Origin of the sequence: Nitrosomonas oligotropha (assembly GCF_009833085.1) — a bacterium.
Taxonomy (GTDB): domain Bacteria; phylum Pseudomonadota; class Gammaproteobacteria; order Burkholderiales; family Nitrosomonadaceae; genus Nitrosomonas; species Nitrosomonas oligotropha.
In genome coordinates this window covers 1-17202 of the sequence record NZ_QRBZ01000004.1, presented here as the reverse complement: position 1 = coordinate 17202, position 17202 = coordinate 1, and the positions used below count along the sequence as shown (strand labels likewise).

At 51.1% G+C, this 17202-nt stretch carries 20 protein-coding genes and 1 pseudogene; 4 read left to right on the top strand and 17 right to left on the bottom strand.

Annotation, left to right across the window (positions count from 1 at the left end; genetic code table 11):
* The first annotated feature begins 35 nt into the window (after positions 1 to 35).
* Positions 36 to 548, top strand: coding sequence for a DUF2141 domain-containing protein (locus ABD07_RS01845; RefSeq protein WP_160816872.1), 513 nt, complete (start codon positions 36 to 38; stop codon positions 546 to 548).
* A 10-nt stretch (positions 549 to 558) separates the two neighbouring features.
* Positions 559 to 1377 carry an alpha/beta hydrolase gene (locus tag ABD07_RS01840; RefSeq protein WP_240142372.1) on the top strand — a complete coding sequence of 273 codons (819 nt, stop codon included), beginning with the start codon at positions 559 to 561 and terminating at the stop codon, positions 1375 to 1377.
* A gap of 19 nt (positions 1378 to 1396) precedes the next feature.
* On the opposite strand, the gene ABD07_RS01835 is transcribed toward ABD07_RS01840, so the two are convergent.
* Both ABD07_RS01835 and ABD07_RS01830 read right to left on the bottom strand, forming a co-directional pair.
* Positions 1397 to 1966 carry a hypothetical protein gene (locus ABD07_RS01835; RefSeq protein ID WP_160816871.1) on the bottom strand — a complete coding sequence of 190 codons (570 nt, stop codon included), beginning with the start codon at positions 1964 to 1966 and terminating at the stop codon, positions 1397 to 1399.
* Positions 1967 to 2082: 116 nt separating this feature from the next.
* Entirely contained in the window at positions 2083 to 3183 is a 1101-nt protein-coding gene (locus tag ABD07_RS01830) for an acyltransferase family protein (RefSeq protein ID WP_160816870.1), read from the bottom strand.
* Positions 3184 to 3356: 173 nt separating this feature from the next.
* Between ABD07_RS01830 and ABD07_RS01825 the strand changes: the two genes are divergently transcribed.
* On the top strand, positions 3357 to 3839 hold the full coding sequence (locus ABD07_RS01825) for a CinA family protein (protein ID WP_240142371.1): 483 nt from the start codon (positions 3357 to 3359) through the stop codon (positions 3837 to 3839).
* Positions 3840 to 3857: 18 nt separating this feature from the next.
* On the opposite strand, the gene ABD07_RS01820 is transcribed toward ABD07_RS01825, so the two are convergent.
* From ABD07_RS01820 to ABD07_RS01750, 15 genes and pseudogenes are all read right to left on the bottom strand, one after another.
* Entirely contained in the window at positions 3858 to 4475 is a 618-nt protein-coding gene (locus ABD07_RS01820; RefSeq protein WP_132427020.1) for a YqhA family protein, read from the bottom strand.
* Positions 4476 to 4707: 232 nt separating this feature from the next.
* Positions 4708 to 5157 carry a hypothetical protein gene (locus ABD07_RS01815; protein ID WP_160816869.1) on the bottom strand — a complete coding sequence of 150 codons (450 nt, stop codon included), beginning with the start codon at positions 5155 to 5157 and terminating at the stop codon, positions 4708 to 4710.
* A 91-nt stretch (positions 5158 to 5248) separates the two neighbouring features.
* Positions 5249 to 5761: pseudogene (locus ABD07_RS01810) on the bottom strand (REP-associated tyrosine transposase); the annotation flags it as partial.
* Positions 5762 to 5985: 224 nt separating this feature from the next.
* Positions 5986 to 7107 carry a DUF3466 family protein gene (locus ABD07_RS01805; protein WP_160816868.1) on the bottom strand — a complete coding sequence of 374 codons (1122 nt, stop codon included), beginning with the start codon at positions 7105 to 7107 and terminating at the stop codon, positions 5986 to 5988.
* Between the two features lie 106 nt (positions 7108 to 7213).
* Positions 7214 to 8101 (bottom strand): succinate--CoA ligase subunit alpha, encoded by an 888-nt coding sequence (gene sucD / locus ABD07_RS01800; RefSeq protein WP_160816867.1) that lies wholly within the window; start codon positions 8099 to 8101, stop codon positions 7214 to 7216.
* Between the two features lie 9 nt (positions 8102 to 8110).
* Positions 8111 to 9292: a malate--CoA ligase subunit beta gene (locus ABD07_RS01795; protein WP_160816866.1), complete on the bottom strand. Its 1182-nt coding sequence runs from the start codon at positions 9290 to 9292 to the stop codon at positions 8111 to 8113.
* Between the two features lie 96 nt (positions 9293 to 9388).
* Positions 9389 to 10339 carry an HpcH/HpaI aldolase/citrate lyase family protein gene (locus ABD07_RS01790; RefSeq protein ID WP_160816865.1) on the bottom strand — a complete coding sequence of 317 codons (951 nt, stop codon included), beginning with the start codon at positions 10337 to 10339 and terminating at the stop codon, positions 9389 to 9391.
* Between the two features lie 254 nt (positions 10340 to 10593).
* Positions 10594 to 11571, bottom strand: coding sequence for an ADP-ribosylglycohydrolase family protein (locus ABD07_RS01785; protein WP_160816864.1), 978 nt, complete (start codon positions 11569 to 11571; stop codon positions 10594 to 10596).
* 5 nt (positions 11572 to 11576) lie between these two features.
* On the bottom strand, positions 11577 to 11759 hold the full coding sequence (locus ABD07_RS01780) for a Trm112 family protein (protein ID WP_090314933.1): 183 nt from the start codon (positions 11757 to 11759) through the stop codon (positions 11577 to 11579).
* A gap of 21 nt (positions 11760 to 11780) precedes the next feature.
* On the bottom strand, positions 11781 to 12620 hold the full coding sequence (locus tag ABD07_RS01775; RefSeq protein WP_108697566.1) for a ParB/RepB/Spo0J family partition protein: 840 nt from the start codon (positions 12618 to 12620) through the stop codon (positions 11781 to 11783).
* Positions 12621 to 12642: 22 nt separating this feature from the next.
* Positions 12643 to 13410, bottom strand: a complete 768-nt coding sequence (locus ABD07_RS01770; protein WP_207909808.1) for a ParA family protein — start codon at positions 13408 to 13410, stop codon at positions 12643 to 12645.
* A gap of 17 nt (positions 13411 to 13427) precedes the next feature.
* A complete protein-coding gene (rsmG, locus tag ABD07_RS01765; protein WP_160816862.1) occupies positions 13428 to 14087 on the bottom strand; it encodes a 16S rRNA (guanine(527)-N(7))-methyltransferase RsmG in 660 nt (219 codons plus the stop codon).
* Entirely contained in the window at positions 14084 to 15982 is a 1899-nt protein-coding gene (gene mnmG, locus ABD07_RS01760; RefSeq protein ID WP_160816861.1) for a tRNA uridine-5-carboxymethylaminomethyl(34) synthesis enzyme MnmG, read from the bottom strand. Before mnmG ends, rsmG begins: the two co-directional genes overlap by 4 nt.
* A 146-nt stretch (positions 15983 to 16128) precedes the next feature.
* Positions 16129 to 16452 (bottom strand): nucleotidyltransferase family protein, encoded by a 324-nt coding sequence (locus ABD07_RS01755; protein ID WP_160816860.1) that lies wholly within the window; start codon positions 16450 to 16452, stop codon positions 16129 to 16131.
* On the bottom strand, positions 16449 to 16856 hold the full coding sequence (locus ABD07_RS01750; protein WP_160816859.1) for an HI0074 family nucleotidyltransferase substrate-binding subunit: 408 nt from the start codon (positions 16854 to 16856) through the stop codon (positions 16449 to 16451). The genes ABD07_RS01755 and ABD07_RS01750 overlap by 4 nt, the downstream gene beginning before the upstream one ends.
* 35 nt (positions 16857 to 16891) lie before the next feature.
* Between ABD07_RS01750 and ABD07_RS15310 the strand changes: the two genes are divergently transcribed.
* A complete protein-coding gene (locus tag ABD07_RS15310) occupies positions 16892 to 17092 on the top strand; it encodes a type II toxin-antitoxin system RelE/ParE family toxin (protein WP_160816858.1) in 201 nt (66 codons plus the stop codon).
* Positions 17093 to 17202 lie beyond the last annotated feature (110 nt).

Below are 17202 nucleotides of genomic sequence, written 5' to 3'. Positions count from 1 at the left end.
AACCCGCTTCGATAACCCTCACTTATTCTGACGCAATGAAAAACCTGATCCCTGTATTTTCTGCAAAATTAGCTCGTCCGCTGCTCATGCTCGCGCTGGGCTTTCTGATCGCTACGCCATCCCAGTCCGCCGGAACACTCAATATCAATCCGCAAGATGCGCCTGATGCTTGCAATAAACGCACCGCGCAGGTCAGGGTGACGGTAAAAAATGTAACCACCGGTGGTGCTTTGAACATCGAGCTGTACGATGATCCGGATCATTTTCTCTCCAAAAAAGGGCGCAAACGCAAAGTGCGCATTCCGGCAGCGGCAGGACAGCAAACCGCTTGCATCAATCTTGACCGGGCCGGTACTTATGCCGTGGCGGTTTATCAGGACTTGGACGGCGACCGGAAACTGAAAAAGAACTGGAATCTGTTACCGCTCGAACCTTTTGGCCTATCGAACAATCCTGAACAACCGGCCGGTTTTCCCAGATTCAGCGATTCCGCATTTACCACCGGCAAGCTCGGTGCGGATATCGTGATCAATCTGCAGCAACCTTAATGCACTTGTCATGCCGCGTATGCTGCTCAATCTGCTGATCGCGCTGGTTGTCGCGTATGTAGTGATTGTTTTGCTGGTGTATGTTGGTCAATCCCGCCTGGTTTATTTCCCGGAAAAACAGCTCGGCAATACCCCCGGCGCAGTCGGGCTGGATTATAGCTCCGTCAGCATCCCAACCAGCGACGGCGAAACCTTGCATGGCTGGTGGATGCCCGTGCCGGATGCCAAAGGCACGGTATTGTTCTTTCATGGCAACGCCGGCAATATTTCCCATCGCATCAATTACCTGACCATGTTCAAGCGGCTCGGGTATAACGCATTATTGTTCGATTATCGCGGCTATGGCCAGAGCAGCGGCACGCCGTCGGAATCCGGCACATATCTGGATGCGCAAGCGGCTTGGCATTATTTGACGGCAGCCAAAGGGATTGCGCCTGAACGGATCGTCCTGTTCGGTGAATCGCTCGGCGGTGCCGTGGCAGCGTGGCTGGCAGCCCGGGAGAAACCCGGTTTGCTGGTGTTGGCTTCAACCTTTACCTCGGTTCCCGGACTGGCCGGAGAAATTTATCCGTTCCTGCCGGTGCGGTGGATCAGCCGCTTTGCATACAACACGCAGGCATCGCTACAATCGGTATCCTGTCCGGTTTTCATCGCGCACAGCCCGCAGGATGACATCGTTCCGTTTCATCATGGCGAACGGTTGTTTCAGGCAGCGCCGGAACCGAAGCAATTTTTACCGTTGGAAGGCGGCCACAATACCGGTTTCATTTTTATGCAACCGGCGTGGAAAAGAACCTTGGGTGCTTTTATGGATGAACATTTACGCTAGAGCAAGTGTTCACGCTTCATTAATCCCTTTGATTCCCGCGATCATGATCTTTCTTGCCGTGATTTCCGTGATCGTCCTTGTCGCGATTCTTATGATCCCCCCGGCCCGGGTGATCGCGGTCACCGTGCCGGTCTTGAGAATCTTCCTGCCGATAGCGGCGTGATTCACCGTAGCGTTCGCGGTAACGATCCGAATCGCGCCCCTCATCATGGCGGCCCGGATTATCGTATTGTCTGTTTGAATATATCTGCTGGCTCTGATAATGCGGCAGATAAACATCGTTGTACCAGTTCCGTTGCACAAAATAGACCGGTTGATAGCAGGCGTTGTAACGATGGCAGTATTTGTCCCAGCGTTTGGCATGGCCGGGCGGCACGTACAGATAAACCGGCTGCTGTTGAACAGCAACAGCAGGAGGAATTGCCAAAACAGGATTCGGATAAATCAACTGCGGCACCGGATACTGATTGCCCAGCGTGATTTGACCATAAAACCCGGGTTGACCGATGCTGATAGTGACTCCTACATCACTTGCCAATACTGGTACCGGAATAACTGAAATCAGTACTGCCAGTAAAAAATTTCGCATGTTTAATCCTTTGTGCGTATCAAAAACATCGATCCTATAAACCCGGAAATCCGGCTAGCATCTTCCCTGTTTGGAAAAATAACGTCAAGGTGCAATCATCCACGGTTTCTAGCTGCTTAGAGCATAGCCAATAAGCCGCATGTCATGAACCCCACGGGCAGCAAGATACGCATCCGTCTGGTTACCGGCCGGGCTTCCAGCCAGTTAAACAGTACCATACCGGCGCCGATACTGACACACATTGCCAATAACAGACCGCATAGTTGAATTTCGGGTTGATGCGGCATAAATCTGAAAAATGCGGCATTGATGATCAGCAGTACCGGGAAATGAATGAGAAAGATGGAATAGGAAGCACGCCCAAGATAAGCCAGAAAACCAGGTACGTATTTGCTGCGCAAAACATCGAAATACTGCGCCAATCCCAGGAGCAAGGCAACAGCGCCTGCAACGGCAATGCGCGAACGGAAATCCAACAGCAGCGAGGCAATAATCACCGCAATCAGCACGGCAAACCAGAACACCTGGTGCTTGCTGGCCGATGCCCAATAAATCAGAATACCCAGACCATAAGCGCCAAAGAAATATAAAGCCGTTTCATCCCAGTAACGATCGCGGTTAAAAAAGAACAAGGAAGCGATGGTTAAACCGGAAATTAAAATCAAGCTGAACATTTTCAGTGCTGCATATCGATTCTGGATTTGGCGGGTAGCCCACAATACTAAAATTGTCAGCGCAAATAATTGGAAATCGATGGCGACATACCAGACACCCGCCGACAAAACCTCCTGATTCAGCAGATCATGCAGCAAAAAAATATGCGCGAGCAGTTGAAATAAATTGGGTGTACCGGGTATCGATTCATGCTGCATCCAAATTCTGGCCAAGGCGGCCGCGCCAATCGCAAGCGTTAATGCCGCCAGATAAGGCATGATCAAGCGTACATAGCGTTGCTGGATAAGCGCGATTGGATTTGAGACAAGCGATAAACCCTGCGGTGCAAGTTTTCCTGCGACAAAAAACCCCGCGATGACAAAAAATAGTTGCACCGCGATTCTCCCGTCTTCACGCAACCAATCGATTAATCCCGGAATCAAGGGATAAGCGAAATCCGGTATAGGACCGTAAATGGCCAAGTGATGCGCGACGATCAATAAACAGCAGATCGCTTTTAAAGCATCGATAAAGGGCCATCTTGCGCGATGATCAGCGGACATATTTCCTGTTTTCTATTAATAAAACAGTGAGAAAAGTAAGAATAGATTCCAATATAATGATATGAGCGGTATACCATGCATGGTAATTGAAACAACAAAACACCCTACTGCATCTAGTTCATCTTAATCATTGGAGTCATAAAATTCCTGATACAAATCAAAATGCACTTGATTTGGCAATAGCCGTTGGGAAATGCCTCGCTCAGCGCGGCTGGATGCTGGTGACTGCGGAATCCTGCACCGGCGGCTGGGTGGGTCAGGCTGTCACGGCGGTGTCCGGCAGCTCGGTCTGGTACGAGCGCGGCTATATCACCTACAGCAACACCGCCAAATGCGAAATGCTCGGCATACAACAAGCCACCTTGGATCACTATGGCGCGGTTTCCCCGCAAACCGCTCAGGAGATGGCCATCGGCGCACTCAACCGCAGCCATGCGCAGATCAGTGTATCGATTACCGGAATCGCCGGACCGGACGGCGGCACGGCCACCAAACCGGTCGGCATGGTGTGCTTTGCCTGGGCCACTCAGGATGGCTTAGTGCAGCAGGAAACGCATTATTTTAGCGGCGACCGCGAATCCATCCGGCGCCAGGCGGTAGTTACCGCTTTGCAAGGCGTACTGACCATGTTGAGCCATGCAGCAGCCGTCGCCTGAAACCACCAACGATTGGAATTAGTGTTCACCCGACTGCATGCTGGTCTGCGTAATAATGCGATCGCAGTAAGCGATTGCGATGGCCGAAAGCAGGAACGCCATGTGAATACCGGTTTGCGCCAGCAGCGTTTTTTCGTCGTATGCACTGGCATTGATGAACGTTTTCAGCAGATGGATCGATGAAATCCCGATGATTGCCGTGGCCAATTTGACTTTCAACACGGAAGCGTTGACATGCGACAGCCATTCCGGCTGATCCGGATGTCCTTCCAGATTCATGCGCGAAACGAAGGTTTCATACCCGCCGATGATGACCATAATCAGCAGATTTGAAATCATCACCACATCGATCAAACCCAACACTACCAACATAATGGTGGTTTCCGTCAGCCGGTCCGGCCGGGTCGCGCCTTCGATTGTGACGACATCGAGAATATGCTCCAACGCATTTTTGTTTCCCATCACCGCACCGATCAAATCGGTCAGCTCAACCCAGAAATGAAATACATACACGCACTGTGCCAGCACCAGCCCGAGATACAAAGGCAACTGCAACCAGCGGGTGAAAAAAAGAAAATGCGCAATGACGGGAATTCTCTGCGACGGTGTGTTTCGAGGTTTATCTTTTTGTTCCATATTTTTTGATGTCGTTAAAAAAATGCCGCAAGAATAGCATAGCGGCGGTTAAAAAAATTCGAGTTTGTTATAAAAATCCAACGCAAATTTGGTGTTGCAAACCATAAATTTCAAGAGTCTGGAAACTACCAATAGGTAACCGGTTTTTACTAACTGGATAGTTGGGTGTGATGATCTTGCGGAACGAGAAACCGGGTATTTTTATTCAAAGGAATGAGAAGCATGCATCTTCTCACAACATTTCCTCCAGAGCGGCAGCGGCTTGCTTCGCAACCTCCTTACACAGACTATTGATACCCGCAGGACAATTGCTTTCCGCATTCGATAACGCTTGTTTGAGTTCTATGGGATCGGTAGTGGCATTGATATGCCGAAGAACAAAAACCCGAAATTCAGGGTCGCGTGATGCGAGAGTATGTAAAGTCTTGATATCTTCCCATTGGGTTGCAAATGCCCGGACGATAACATCCGAATAACCCTCGGCATACATTCCGTCGTCTGGTATGCACGGAAGATTGGTTCTGTACACACTATAAATCGTGTCCCAATCCTTCATGGTGTAAAGCTGACTAACAAATTCTTCATCCGAAATCCGGCAATCACTTGTATTTTCCTCGGCGAGAGCAATACTCGCTACCAACAAGACGGAAAAGATTAATTTATTCCAAGGATATAGCCACATAGCCACTACCAATGAGTTTCCAATGACAAACCTACAGATTTAATAGCAAGCCAGGTAGGATGTGCCGACCGCAGGAGGCGCATCAGATAAATCATTCAAACCCCTCGATATCATAACCTGCGTGATTCCCCCAATTCTCGGGATAAACACCTTGTTCAACATAACGATGAAAACTGGAATAAGGCCAATCACCGACGCTTTTTGCCCAGCCATGTTTCACAGGATTCCAATGAATATAATCGACGTGCCGGTTAAAATCATTTTGGTCACGTAAAAGATGCTCCCAGAATCGGCGTTGCCATATTCCTCTTTCCCGGCGGGATTTCCGGCTGGCAGAAATTCTTTCTCCTTTGGCTATGTGACGGGAAAAGTAACCTTTCAGCAGATTCCATCGGGTTGAAAAATCTGCATCGGCCTGCGGCAACGTCCAGATACATTGTAAGTGATCCGGCAAAATAACGACGGCATCCATGCGAAAAAGGTGGCGCTGCTTGGTGTATTCAAATGCGCTACGCAGTAAATCGATTTTTTCGACTAACAGCCGATTGGTCTTGCGTTCGGCAAGATTGACCGTAAAAAACCAGGAACCTCCAGGAACATACGCACGCCGGTATTCTGCCTTTCGTTTGTTTTCCTGTTTTCAAACGTTTTTTGATTGACGCGCCTCCTTACAGTCGGCACATCCTACCAGACCCTAATTGTAGGTTGGGCTGACAAAGGAAGCCCAACATTCATTGATCGTCACGAAACAATACCTTTGTTTTACCGCTGATTGATGTTGGGCTTTCTTCGGCAGCCCAACCTACCTGGTACGCTGATTAATTTAGATTATCGCGCCTCACCATATTGATAAGGACGAATCGACAGCAGCATTATCGATAATCCAAATAACATCAGTAGATATGCATTAGGCTCTGGTACAGGGCTCATTAGAAATGCATGCATTTCAGCAACGTCACCAGGATTATCTTCTCTGTATCCCCAACCTACAATTTGCCCTAACTCATTAATACCTCGCGCATCAAGCGTTTTCCAACCCAATGCTTCTGCATCTGATAACACATACAAATCAATCATCTTTCCATTATCAAATAATAGTGCATGACCTCCACCTCCATCCCATTCCGATGGCATATTTGACCATCCTACAATTTGACCACTATTATTGATATCAAAAGCAGCACTATAAGATCCATCATTTAAAAAGCCTAGATCTTGCATGACGCCATTGCTATATGTAAATGCATGGTATGGCGGGTTTTCTTCGGCTGCAATAACCGAATAGCCTACAATCTGACCACTATCATTAATTGACCTGGCATAGCTATCTCTTCCACCCAATGTACCCAGATCCTGCATGTAACCATCGCTATATAAGAAAGCGTGATAAGCAGAATTGCCACTTATTTGTGAATATCCCACAATCTGGCCATTTGAATTAATACCCGTAGCAATACTATTCGTTCCACCTAAAGTACCGAGATCTTGCATTCTGCCACTTTCGTATAAAAATGCATGGTAACCGACATTACCGGTTGTGGCTGATGCTCCTACGATTTGACCATTATTATTAATGCTCGAAGCATTGCTCCATTCGCCACCCAAAGTACCCAAAAGTTGCATATTGCCGCTACTGTACAAAAAAGCACGAGTATCTTCAGTGATTGTAGTTACATTCCCCACGATCTGACCACTGTCGTTGATATCTGAAGCACTACTCATTAAATCACCTAAAGTACCTAAATTCCGTTTGTTATCGTTACTATATAAAAAAGCTTTAAGAACAGATATAGCAATATATTCATCTCCTACGACTTGACCACTAGAATTGACAGCATTAGCCGTTGTACCTCCAAGGTCTATGATTGTATAACCTGCAGCCAGGGAACTTCCGCTAATGCTTAGAATGGCGAAAAAAATGTAAGAAAATATGTATTTGCTTATTATCATAATTAATCTCATCTTTGTGATATCGAACTTGAATTCATACTAAAACAAAAAACCCGGCAACACCAGTTTGCCGGGTTTTATTTTAACTACAACTACAATGACAGAATTACAACTTCGCCAACACTTCCGCGACCGTTTGTCCCATCAGCGACGGGGTCGGGCAAATCGTGACGCCGAGTTCTTTCAGCATCGAGACTTTTTCGGCGGCGCTTTCTCCTGCAGAGGAGATAATCGCGCCGGCGTGGCCCATGCGGCGGCCTTCGGGTGCGGTGAGTCCGGCAATGTAAGCGACCAGCGGTTTACTCATGTTTTCCTTGGCGAATTTACCGGCTTCGACCTCTTGCGGACCGCCGATTTCACCGATCATGAGTGCGACTTTGGTCTCGGGATCTTGCTCCAGCCGTTCCAGAATGTCGCGGTGCGAGCTGCCGGGGATCGGGTCGCCGCCGATGCCGACCGAAGTGGAAATGCCGATGCCAAGTGCGCGCATTTGGTCGGCGGCTTCATAACCCAGCGTGCCGGAACGGCCAACCACGCCGATATTGCCACGGATGTAAATATGGCCGGGCATAATGCCGAGCATCGCACGGCCTGGGCTGATGGTTCCGGCGCAGTTCGGGCCGGTCAGCAGCATGCGTTCTTCTTTCGGGAAACGGCGCAGAAAGTTTTTCACCGTCATCATGTCTTGCGTCGGGATACCGTCGGTGATCGAGACACAGTATTTGATCCCGGCATCGGCAGCTTCCATGATCGAATCCGCCGCAAACGCGGGCGGTACAAACACGATGCTGGCTTCCGCGCCGGCTTGCTCGACCGCTTCCTTGACGGTGTTGAACACCGGTAACCCCAGATGCGTTTGTCCGCCTTTACCGGGCGTGACACCGCCGACCACGTTGGAGCCGTAGTCGATCATTTCCTGCGCGTGAAAAGTACCGATTCTGCCGGTAAAACCTTGCACAATAATGCGTGTTTTTTCGTTGATTAATATGGCCACTTTATACTCCTAGGCTTTTTTTGCGGCGACTTCGTTGCGGGCGCGGACGACTTTCTCGGCGGCTTCCGCTAACGTATCGGCGGTGATGATCGGCAGGCCGCTGTCGGCAATGATGCGGCGGCCTTCTTCTACGTTGGTGCCGGACAAACGGACCACCAGCGGGATTTTCATGTCGATGTTTTTGACGGCTTGCACCACGCCTTCGGCAATCCAGTCACAGCGGTTGATACCGGCGAAAATATTCACCAGCATCGCTTTGACATTGGCATCGGCCAGCACCAGACGGAATGCTTTCTCGGTGCGCTCGGCGGATGCGCCGCCGCCAACATCGAGGAAGTTGGCAGGCTCGCCGCCCGCCAGTTTGATCATATCCATCGTCGCCATCGCCAAACCGGCGCCGTTGATCATACAGCCGATGTCGCCGTCCAGACCGACATAGCTCAGCCCGGCTTCGCCAGCCGCGACTTCGCGTTGATCGACTTGCGTGTTGTCGCGTAGTTCGGCGATTTTGTGGCGGCGGAATAGGGCGTTTTCGTCGAACACCATTTTCGCGTCGAGCGCGATGAGGTCGTTATTCGCGGTGATCACCAGCGGGTTGATTTCCAGAATGTTGGCGTCCAGATCGCGCAACGCGCGATAACAGCCTTTGATGGTTTTCACCGCGTGATTTAGTTGCGCCGGATCGATCCCCAGCGCGAACGCCATTTTGCGCGCCTGAAAGTCCTGCAATCCGACTGCGGGCTCGACATAAATTTTGATGATCGCTTCCGGATTGGTCACAGCCAGCTTTTCGATTTCCATACCGCCTTCTGCGGAACCAATCATGATGACGCGTTCGCTGACACGGTCGATCATGAACGACAGGTACATTTCCTTGGCGATATTAGTACCCGCTTCAATGTAGAGCCGGGAACAGATTTTTCCGGCAGGGCCGGTTTGGTGCGTCACCAGCTTTTTACCGAGCAGATCCTCCGCGGCTTTTTCAACTTCCGCGTGTGTTTTGCACACTTTGATACCGCCCGCTTTACCACGCGCGCCGGAATGAATCTGCGCCTTCACCACCCAGACATCACCGTCGATTTCCCGTGCGCGTTGCACGGCTTCCACCACACTATAGGCCAGACCCCCTTCAGCAATTTTAACGCCGTATCCAGCCAGAATTTCTTTTGCTTGATATTCGTGAATATTCACTTCAATTTCCTCAACAATCGCATTAATGCGCTAATTTTTATCATTTCAAACTATCGGGTTCTAAAGATAAAGGCCGCATTACGCGGCCTTCATTCATTAACCGTTTTTTGCTGCAATCGCTTCCGCGACTTTCACCACATTATTGGCCATTCTTTCCGAAGCGGCGTCGATCAAGCGGCCATCCAGCGCAGCGGCGCCTTTGCCTTGTGCGGCGGCTTCCTTAAGCGCGGCCAGAATACGTTTGGCTTTTTCAATTTCCCGCTCGGGCGGTGTGAACACATCGTTAGCCAGCGGAATCTGTGTCGGATGAATCGCCCATTTGCCTTCGCAACCCAATGCAGCAGCGCGTTTAGCTGCCAGCACATAACCATCGGGATCCTTAATGTCGCCGAACGGCCCGTCGATCGGGCGCAAACCGTATGCGCGACAAGCGACGATCATGCGGCTGATGGCAAAATGCCATTGATCGCCGGGATAATCCGGATTCAAACCGCCGATATTGGTGGTTCTGGCGCGGTTACTGGCGGCATAATCGGCCACGCCGAAGTGCAATGCTTCCAATCGTCCGGTTGCACCGTTACGCGCGATGTCCTCCACGTTAGCCATACCGAGCGCCGTTTCGATCAAGGCTTCCAGACCAATGCGGTTTTTCAGCCCTTGCTGCATTTCGAGCTGGGTAACCATGGCTTGTACCATGTAAATATCCGCATACACACCGGCTTTGGGAATCAGCAGCGTGTCGATCTTGCTTCCGGCCTGTTCCACCAGATCCACTACGTCGCGCACCATATACTGCGTATCGAGGCCGTTGATGCGCACGGAAACCGTGATGCCATGGCCTTTCCAGTCCAAATCGTTAAGTGCCTGAATGATGTTTTTGCGCGCCTGGATCTTGTCGTCGGGTGCGACGGCATCTTCTAGATCGAGAAAAACAAAGTCTACGCCGCTATTCAGCGCCTTCTCAAACATGCCCGGGCTGGAACCTGGAACGGCCAATTCACAGCGTTGTACCCGCTGAACGGTGGTTTCATAAAGCGTGTGACTCATTTTTCCTCCAGAATTTAATAAATTTGTAAGTGATCGATAAGGCTAATAAGACGAATAGGCCGAATGCATTATTGGGTTTCTTAGTGTCATTTCATCTGAACTGCGCGCAATGGCAGCAATGGATTTAAGACAGACTGTGGTTCGTGATTTAACAACGCAGGCAATCGTGAAGAGATGAATGGATAGAGTGTTTTCTGCTTTTTGTTGTAAAGACTAATTATTCAGCAAATTATATCCATTCCGCGGGAATTTATCTACTGATGCCGGAGTTGAACGCAAGCATCCGCCGCAATGGACAGCTTATGATAGCGCGCAGCCCATTCAAGCGGAATCGACGCTATCTGGCCGTTTTGCTGTGCGGTATAAGCCGCCATGATCGCGCCGAGCATGATGGAACGGCCGCAGCTATCGCCGCCGACACGGATATTTTCTTCAATCGCTGTGCGGTAATCGGGCGCATAGCGCGCGATATGCGCAATCACCGGCAGGCCCTCCAGCACATGGCAGGCCGAGCCGAAACGTTTGGCCGCTGCGGCGCTGTCGAGCATTCCCGTTTGCAATGCTTCTTCCACCAGCGGCGCCAGTTTTTCGCCAGCACAGGATAAGGCATCGCTCAGCGCTTGACCGATGGATTGACCTTGCAAAATGGCCAGCAACGCACAGCCTGCGTACTGTGCCGCCGCAACGGCGGTGTCATTGTTATTGGTCAGCCGCACCGCCTGCTCGATTTTCGCTTTAAGCGCATCTTGCGATTCATTATGGGCCGCCACGATTGCCGGCAATGCCGCCAATGCGGCAAACTGATCGTCGTCCGCGCCGGATTCCAGTGGAAAATCTTCCGGCTTGAGCGGCAGCAGCGTTTGCAGGGTTAACCGCGTGGGAGAATCGATATAGCCGTGATACCCGCCTCCGGGTCCGAAATAGCTGCGGTACTCGGCTTGATAATCCGTGCGGTAAAAACCGCCGTGCCGTGCGATATGGCGCAGCATCAGCAAACACAATTCACCATAAGCCGATGAATCGCCCGCTTGCTTCCTGCCATGCGCGAAGTAGCCGCTGACACCGGCGTAATCGCTGGCATCCGGTTGCAGAAAAACCAACCCTTTGCTTTTTTCGATCTGCGCGATGCGCGCGGGATCGTAGAGCCAATGCAACCCCAGCGACGCGGCATCGGCAACCAAAGCCCCCAGAATAGCCGCCACGCGCGGCTCAAGCTTGATACTCGAATTCATCGTTATTATTTTATTTCAACTTCGTCCGGTATCCGGCGCGCTTCGTCTTCCAGCATCACCGGGATGCCGTCCTTGATCTGGAATGCCAGCCGGTCGGGTTTGCAGATCAATTCCTTATCGTCTTTTTTGTAGAGCAGCGGCCCTTTGCACAACGGGCACACCAAAATATCCAATAACCTTGCGTCCATAATTTTCCTTATTCGCTCATTCTAGAATTTGCTGAGAATATCATCCAATTGATCCAAGCTGGTATAGTGGATCACGATATTGCCCTGGCCGTTCTTTTTCGGCTTGATCGCCACCTGCGCACCGAGTCGCTCGGAGACATTCTCTTGCAACCGCAGCAGGTCGCGGTCGGGCTTCTGCACTTTTTTCGGCGCCGGGTGTTCGATCTGGTTGACGATTCTTTCCGTTTCGCGTACCGATAGCTGTTTTTGCACGATCACATTGGCGATTTTAATCTGCTGCACCGGCGCCAGTGGTAACAGGGCGCGTCCATGCCCCATATCGATTTTACCTTGCATCATCAATTCCTGTACCGGCGCGGACAAATTGAGCAGGCGCAGCAAGTTGGAAATCGTGCTGCGCGAATTGCCCAGCGCTTCACCCGCCGTTTGATGCGTCATACCGAATTCATTGATAAGGCGCTGAATCCCCATGGCTTCTTCCAATGGATTCAGGTTTTCCCGTTGAATATTTTCGATCAGCGACATGGCCAGCGCCGATTCATCGGCAACTTTACGGATCAGCGCGGGCACCTCGGTCAATCCGGCCAATTGCGCGGCGCGCCAGCGGCGTTCCCCGGCGATAATCTCAAAGCGATCATCACTGATGGGCCGCACCAGAATCGGCTGCATCACACCCTGCGCTTTGATCGATTCGGCTAGCTCCGCCAAAGCCACTTGATCCATATTGGTTCTGGGTTGATATTTGCCGGGTTGCAGTTTAGCGATCTCGATATTCTGCAACGAATCTTCCGCCAGCGCCATATTGCCATCGCCCGACAACAAAGCATCCAGCCCGCGCCCTAATCCTTTTTGTTTTGTCATTTCATTGGGTTCCTTATTTCTTTCAAGCAGGATTACCCGCAAGAATTTCCTTGGCTAAATCGAGGTAAGCCTGCGCGCCCTTGGATTGCCCGTCGTGATACAACACCGGCAAGCCAAAACCGGGCGCTTCGGCCAGGCGCACATTGCGCGGTATCACGGTACGGTAGACCTTGTCGCCGAAATGCTTCTGCAACTGATCGGAAACCTGCTGCGCCAGAATATTGCGCGGATCGAACATGGTGCGCAGCAACCCTTCGATGCGCAACACCGGATTGAAACTGCTGCGCACCCGCTTGATGGTATTGACCAGATCGCTCAAGCCTTCCAGCGCATAGTATTCGCATTGCATCGGAATCATCACCGCATGCGCGGCGCATAAACCGTTCAACGTCAGCAAGTTCAGCGCGGGCGGACAATCGATCAAAATATAATCGTATTCGTCCTGAATCTCTTCCAGTGCGGTCTTTAACCGCGCTTCGCGCTGCGGAAAATCGACCATTTCGACTTCCGCGCCCGCCAGATCGCGGTTTGCGGGAATCAAATCGTATTTTCCTTGCGCACTGCTCACCAACGCTTGCTGTATTCCCGTATGGCCGAGCAACACGTGATAGATCGTGGTTTTCAGCGTTTGCTTGTTGGTGCCGCTGCCCATCGTGGCGTTCCCTTGCGGATCGAGATCGATCAGCAGCACGCATTTATCGGCAGCCGCCAAGCTTGCGGCCAGATTCACGCTGGTGGTGGTTTTGCCGACACCACCTTTTTGATTGGTAATGGCTAGAATTTTGGTCACGGGCTTAGCTCCTGTATTCATGACGCGGAATCAAAGCTGTTCTGTTGGATGATAATCAGTTGCCGGGCGGCATCCAATCCAGGCACATGCAGCGTGACCGTCTTTTCAATCGTAAACGGCGCACGGATTTGCTGGCGTTCTTGTTCCGTGCAATTGGCTTTCATCGCAACCCAGCGGCAGTTGGCGGCATTTTCCCCGGCCAAGTGTCGCGTTAACGCGATGAATTCGCCGAGCTCGGAAAATGCGCGCGAAATGACGGTATTCACCATCCCATCGGGACGGACATCCTCGATACGCTGCGCCATGATTTCAACATTCTGCAACCCCATTTCGATTTTTACCTGCTGTAAAAAAGCGGTTTTCTTCTGATTGCTTTCCACCAAAGTCACTTGCCAATCCGGCCTTGCCAGCGCAACCGGTATGCCTGGCAGCCCCGCACCGGTACCGACATCGATAATGTGCGGACCCTGGATATGCGGCAATACCGCCAAGCTATCCGCCACATGCTGAGTCAGCATGTCATGCGGATTGCGGATCGCGGTCAAGTTATGGACTTTGTTCCATTTTTCGATCAGCGATAAATAATGCTCGATGTTTTTAGCAAGCTGCTCCGGCGCCGCAATAACGTCTATATTCAGCGCTTGCAAGCTGCGCGTAATCTGCGGCAGCAGGCTCATGCGCTTTGTTTTTTGTCATTGACCGCAAAGCCGCGTTTCAAATGCACCAGCAGCAACGAAATCGCCGCCGGTGTCACGCCGGAAATACGCGATGCCTGGCCGATGGTTTCCGGTTTGTGCTGATTGAGTTTTTGCTGCACTTCGTTGGACAATCCTTTCACCACGCAATAATCGATCTCCTTCGGCAGCAAGGTGTTTTCATACTGCGCCTGACGCGACACTTCTTCCTGCTGACGCTGGATATAACCGTGATATTTGGCTTGGATTTCAACTTGCTCGGCGACTTGCGCGCTCGCCACCGGTTCGCCCGCGCCGGGCAACGTCATTAACGTTTCATACGTGACATCGGGGCGCTTCAGCAATTCGGTAAGCGTGTATTCGCGCTCGATACCTTTGCCGAGCACACGCAAAGCGTCCTGTTCCGGCAATGTGCCGGGCAATACGCGAATCGAATCGAGCCGTTGCTGCTCCTTGATGATCGCTTCCTGTTTATTGGAAAACGCTTCCCAGCGCTGATCGTCGATCAGCCCCAGCTTCCTGCCGGTTTCGGTCAAGCGCAAATCGGCATTGTCTTCGCGCAATTGCAAGCGGTATTCGGCGCGGCTGGTGAACATCCGGTAAGGCTCGGTGACGCCGGAAGTAATCAGGTCGTCGACCAGCACGCCCAAATACGCTTCGTGGCGTTGCGGCGACCAGGCATCCCGCCCCTGTACTTGCAAAGCGGCATTGATCCCGGCCAGTAACCCCTGCGCGGCGGCTTCTTCGTAACCGGTGGTGCCGTTGATTTGCCCGGCGAAAAACAGATGCTCGATGGTTTTGGTTTCGAGCGTATGCTTCAAATTGCGGGGATCGAAATAATCGTACTCGATGGCATAACCGGGGCGTGTGATATGCGCATTTTCCAATCCGACGATGGAATGAATCAATTGCGTCTGCACCTCGAACGATAAGCTGGTTGAAATACCGTTCGGGTAGATTTCATGCGTGCCTAGACCTTCCGGTTCAAGAAAAATCTGATGCGATTCACGCGCGGAAAAGCGCACCACTTTGTCCTCGATCGATGGACAGTAGCGCGGCCCGACACCTTCGATTTTTCCGGTAAACAGCGGCGAATCGACCAAGCCATCGCGGATAATGTCGTGCGTATCGCTATTGGTATGGGTAATCCAACACGAAATCTGGCGCGGATGTTGGATGCCGGTATCGATCAGCGAGAAAAACGGCGCCGGTTGGTCGCCGGGTTGCTCCAGCAATTTAGAATAATCCATGCTGCGCCCGTCGATGCGCGGCGGCGTGCCGGTTTTCAACCGTCCTGCGGGAAATTCCATTTCCCGTAACCGTTGCGCCAATGTCAACGCTGGTGGATCGCCCGCGCGGCCTGCTTTAAAATGGATTTTACCGATATGCGCCAGCCCGGCCAGAAACGTGCCGACGGTCAAAATTACCGCGCGTGCACGGAATTTGATCTGCAATTGCGTCACCACGCCAACCACGCGATCCTGCTCGATGATCAAATCATCGACTGCTTGCTGCATCACCCACAAATTAGGCTGGTTTTCAACCCGGCCGCGGATCGCTTGCTTATACAATACCCGGTCGGCCTGTGCACGCGTCGCCCTGACCGCCGGACCTTTGCTCGAATTCAACACGCGGAACTGAATCCCCGCCTCATCCGCCGCCAACCCCATCGCACCACCCAACGCATCGATTTCCTTCACCAAATGGCTCTTGCCGATGCCGCCGATCGACGGATTGCACGACATCTGCCCGATAGTTTCGATATTGTGCGTCAGCAACAACGTCTTGCACCCCATGCGCGCCGCCGCCAATGCAGCTTCCGTTCCGGCATGCCCGCCGCCGACAACAATAATGTCAAAATCCGTGTGATTGCTCATAGTGTTAGATGATTGGTAACTCAGGTGATACGAGAAGATTTTAATCGATTGGTTTCACGTGAAACCATGTTGCGCATTGTAAGCTAAAAAGATGAAATTTTCGCGTGCAATTTTCCGAGCTAAGCAGTCAACTATAATGTTTCGAACTATACAGTCATGCCTGTTTGCACAACCACTCTATCGCGTTCGATCACTTTTCTGAAGTTCTCGCTCGCCGCTGCCCAATCGACGATATCCACTTTGTACGGCAAATCCGATTCCGCGAAAGCTTCCGCCAATTGTGCAGCCAAATCTATTCCAAGCGGTTTTCCCCCGTTGATCGCCAAATCCAGATCGGAATATGGCTTGGCACGACCGGTAGCCCGCGAACCGAAAGCCCACACGGTATAGCTTGGAACCTGTACACGCAAAATGTTTCGTATGATCGGCCAATCGGCTTCGGAAACGGCAATTGGTGGCCGGCCACTCATTTTGACAAACGTTGCATTAATTGCTGATGCAGATATTGCGCTTCCTTCAAAAAACCTGGAATCGCATCAACCACCTCGCGCGCGATGGCTTCATCGTAGGTATGGCTGGTTTTTGCCCGCATATCGCGATACCGCCGCCATTGCGGCCAATCTCCCAGCAACAAACCCTGCTCATTAGCAGAACGAATCAAATAATGGAAATCGGCTTGGTCAAACTGCACCGGATTGGCTGCCGATGCTTCCAGGTAGCACTTGAGCATTTTATGCGCAAGCTCGTAAGTAATTTTAAAGCGCTGAACCAAGCCATCGCGTATCAGCGCGTCACTGATATCGGATTGATAGCGCACCCAACCTTTCGCCAATCGCGTAATTGCATTCGTTAAAGAAGAAATATCGAGAGACATAGACGGAGCGCTGAATAATAGTGAATCGAGTTCGAATGGTAAATTTTTTAGGGTTACTAGTCAAAAACCCACAACCAGAACACAGTGCTACCGAGCTTGTGCCCAACCTGAAGCGATTCGAGTATCAATCCCACATCGTGTTTTACATCCCCAAAGAGTCGCATATTTTGATTGTGCGTATTTTGCACCAACGCATGGATTTTTGGCGGCATTTACCGGAATCTTTACCAAAATAGCGACTCATCTGCAATCTTATCGCCACTCTTCTGGTTAATCACAAGTGCTAATTTGTAAGAATTTCTAGCGTTGTTTACAGTATTCAGGAGAATACTGTAGATGAACATAC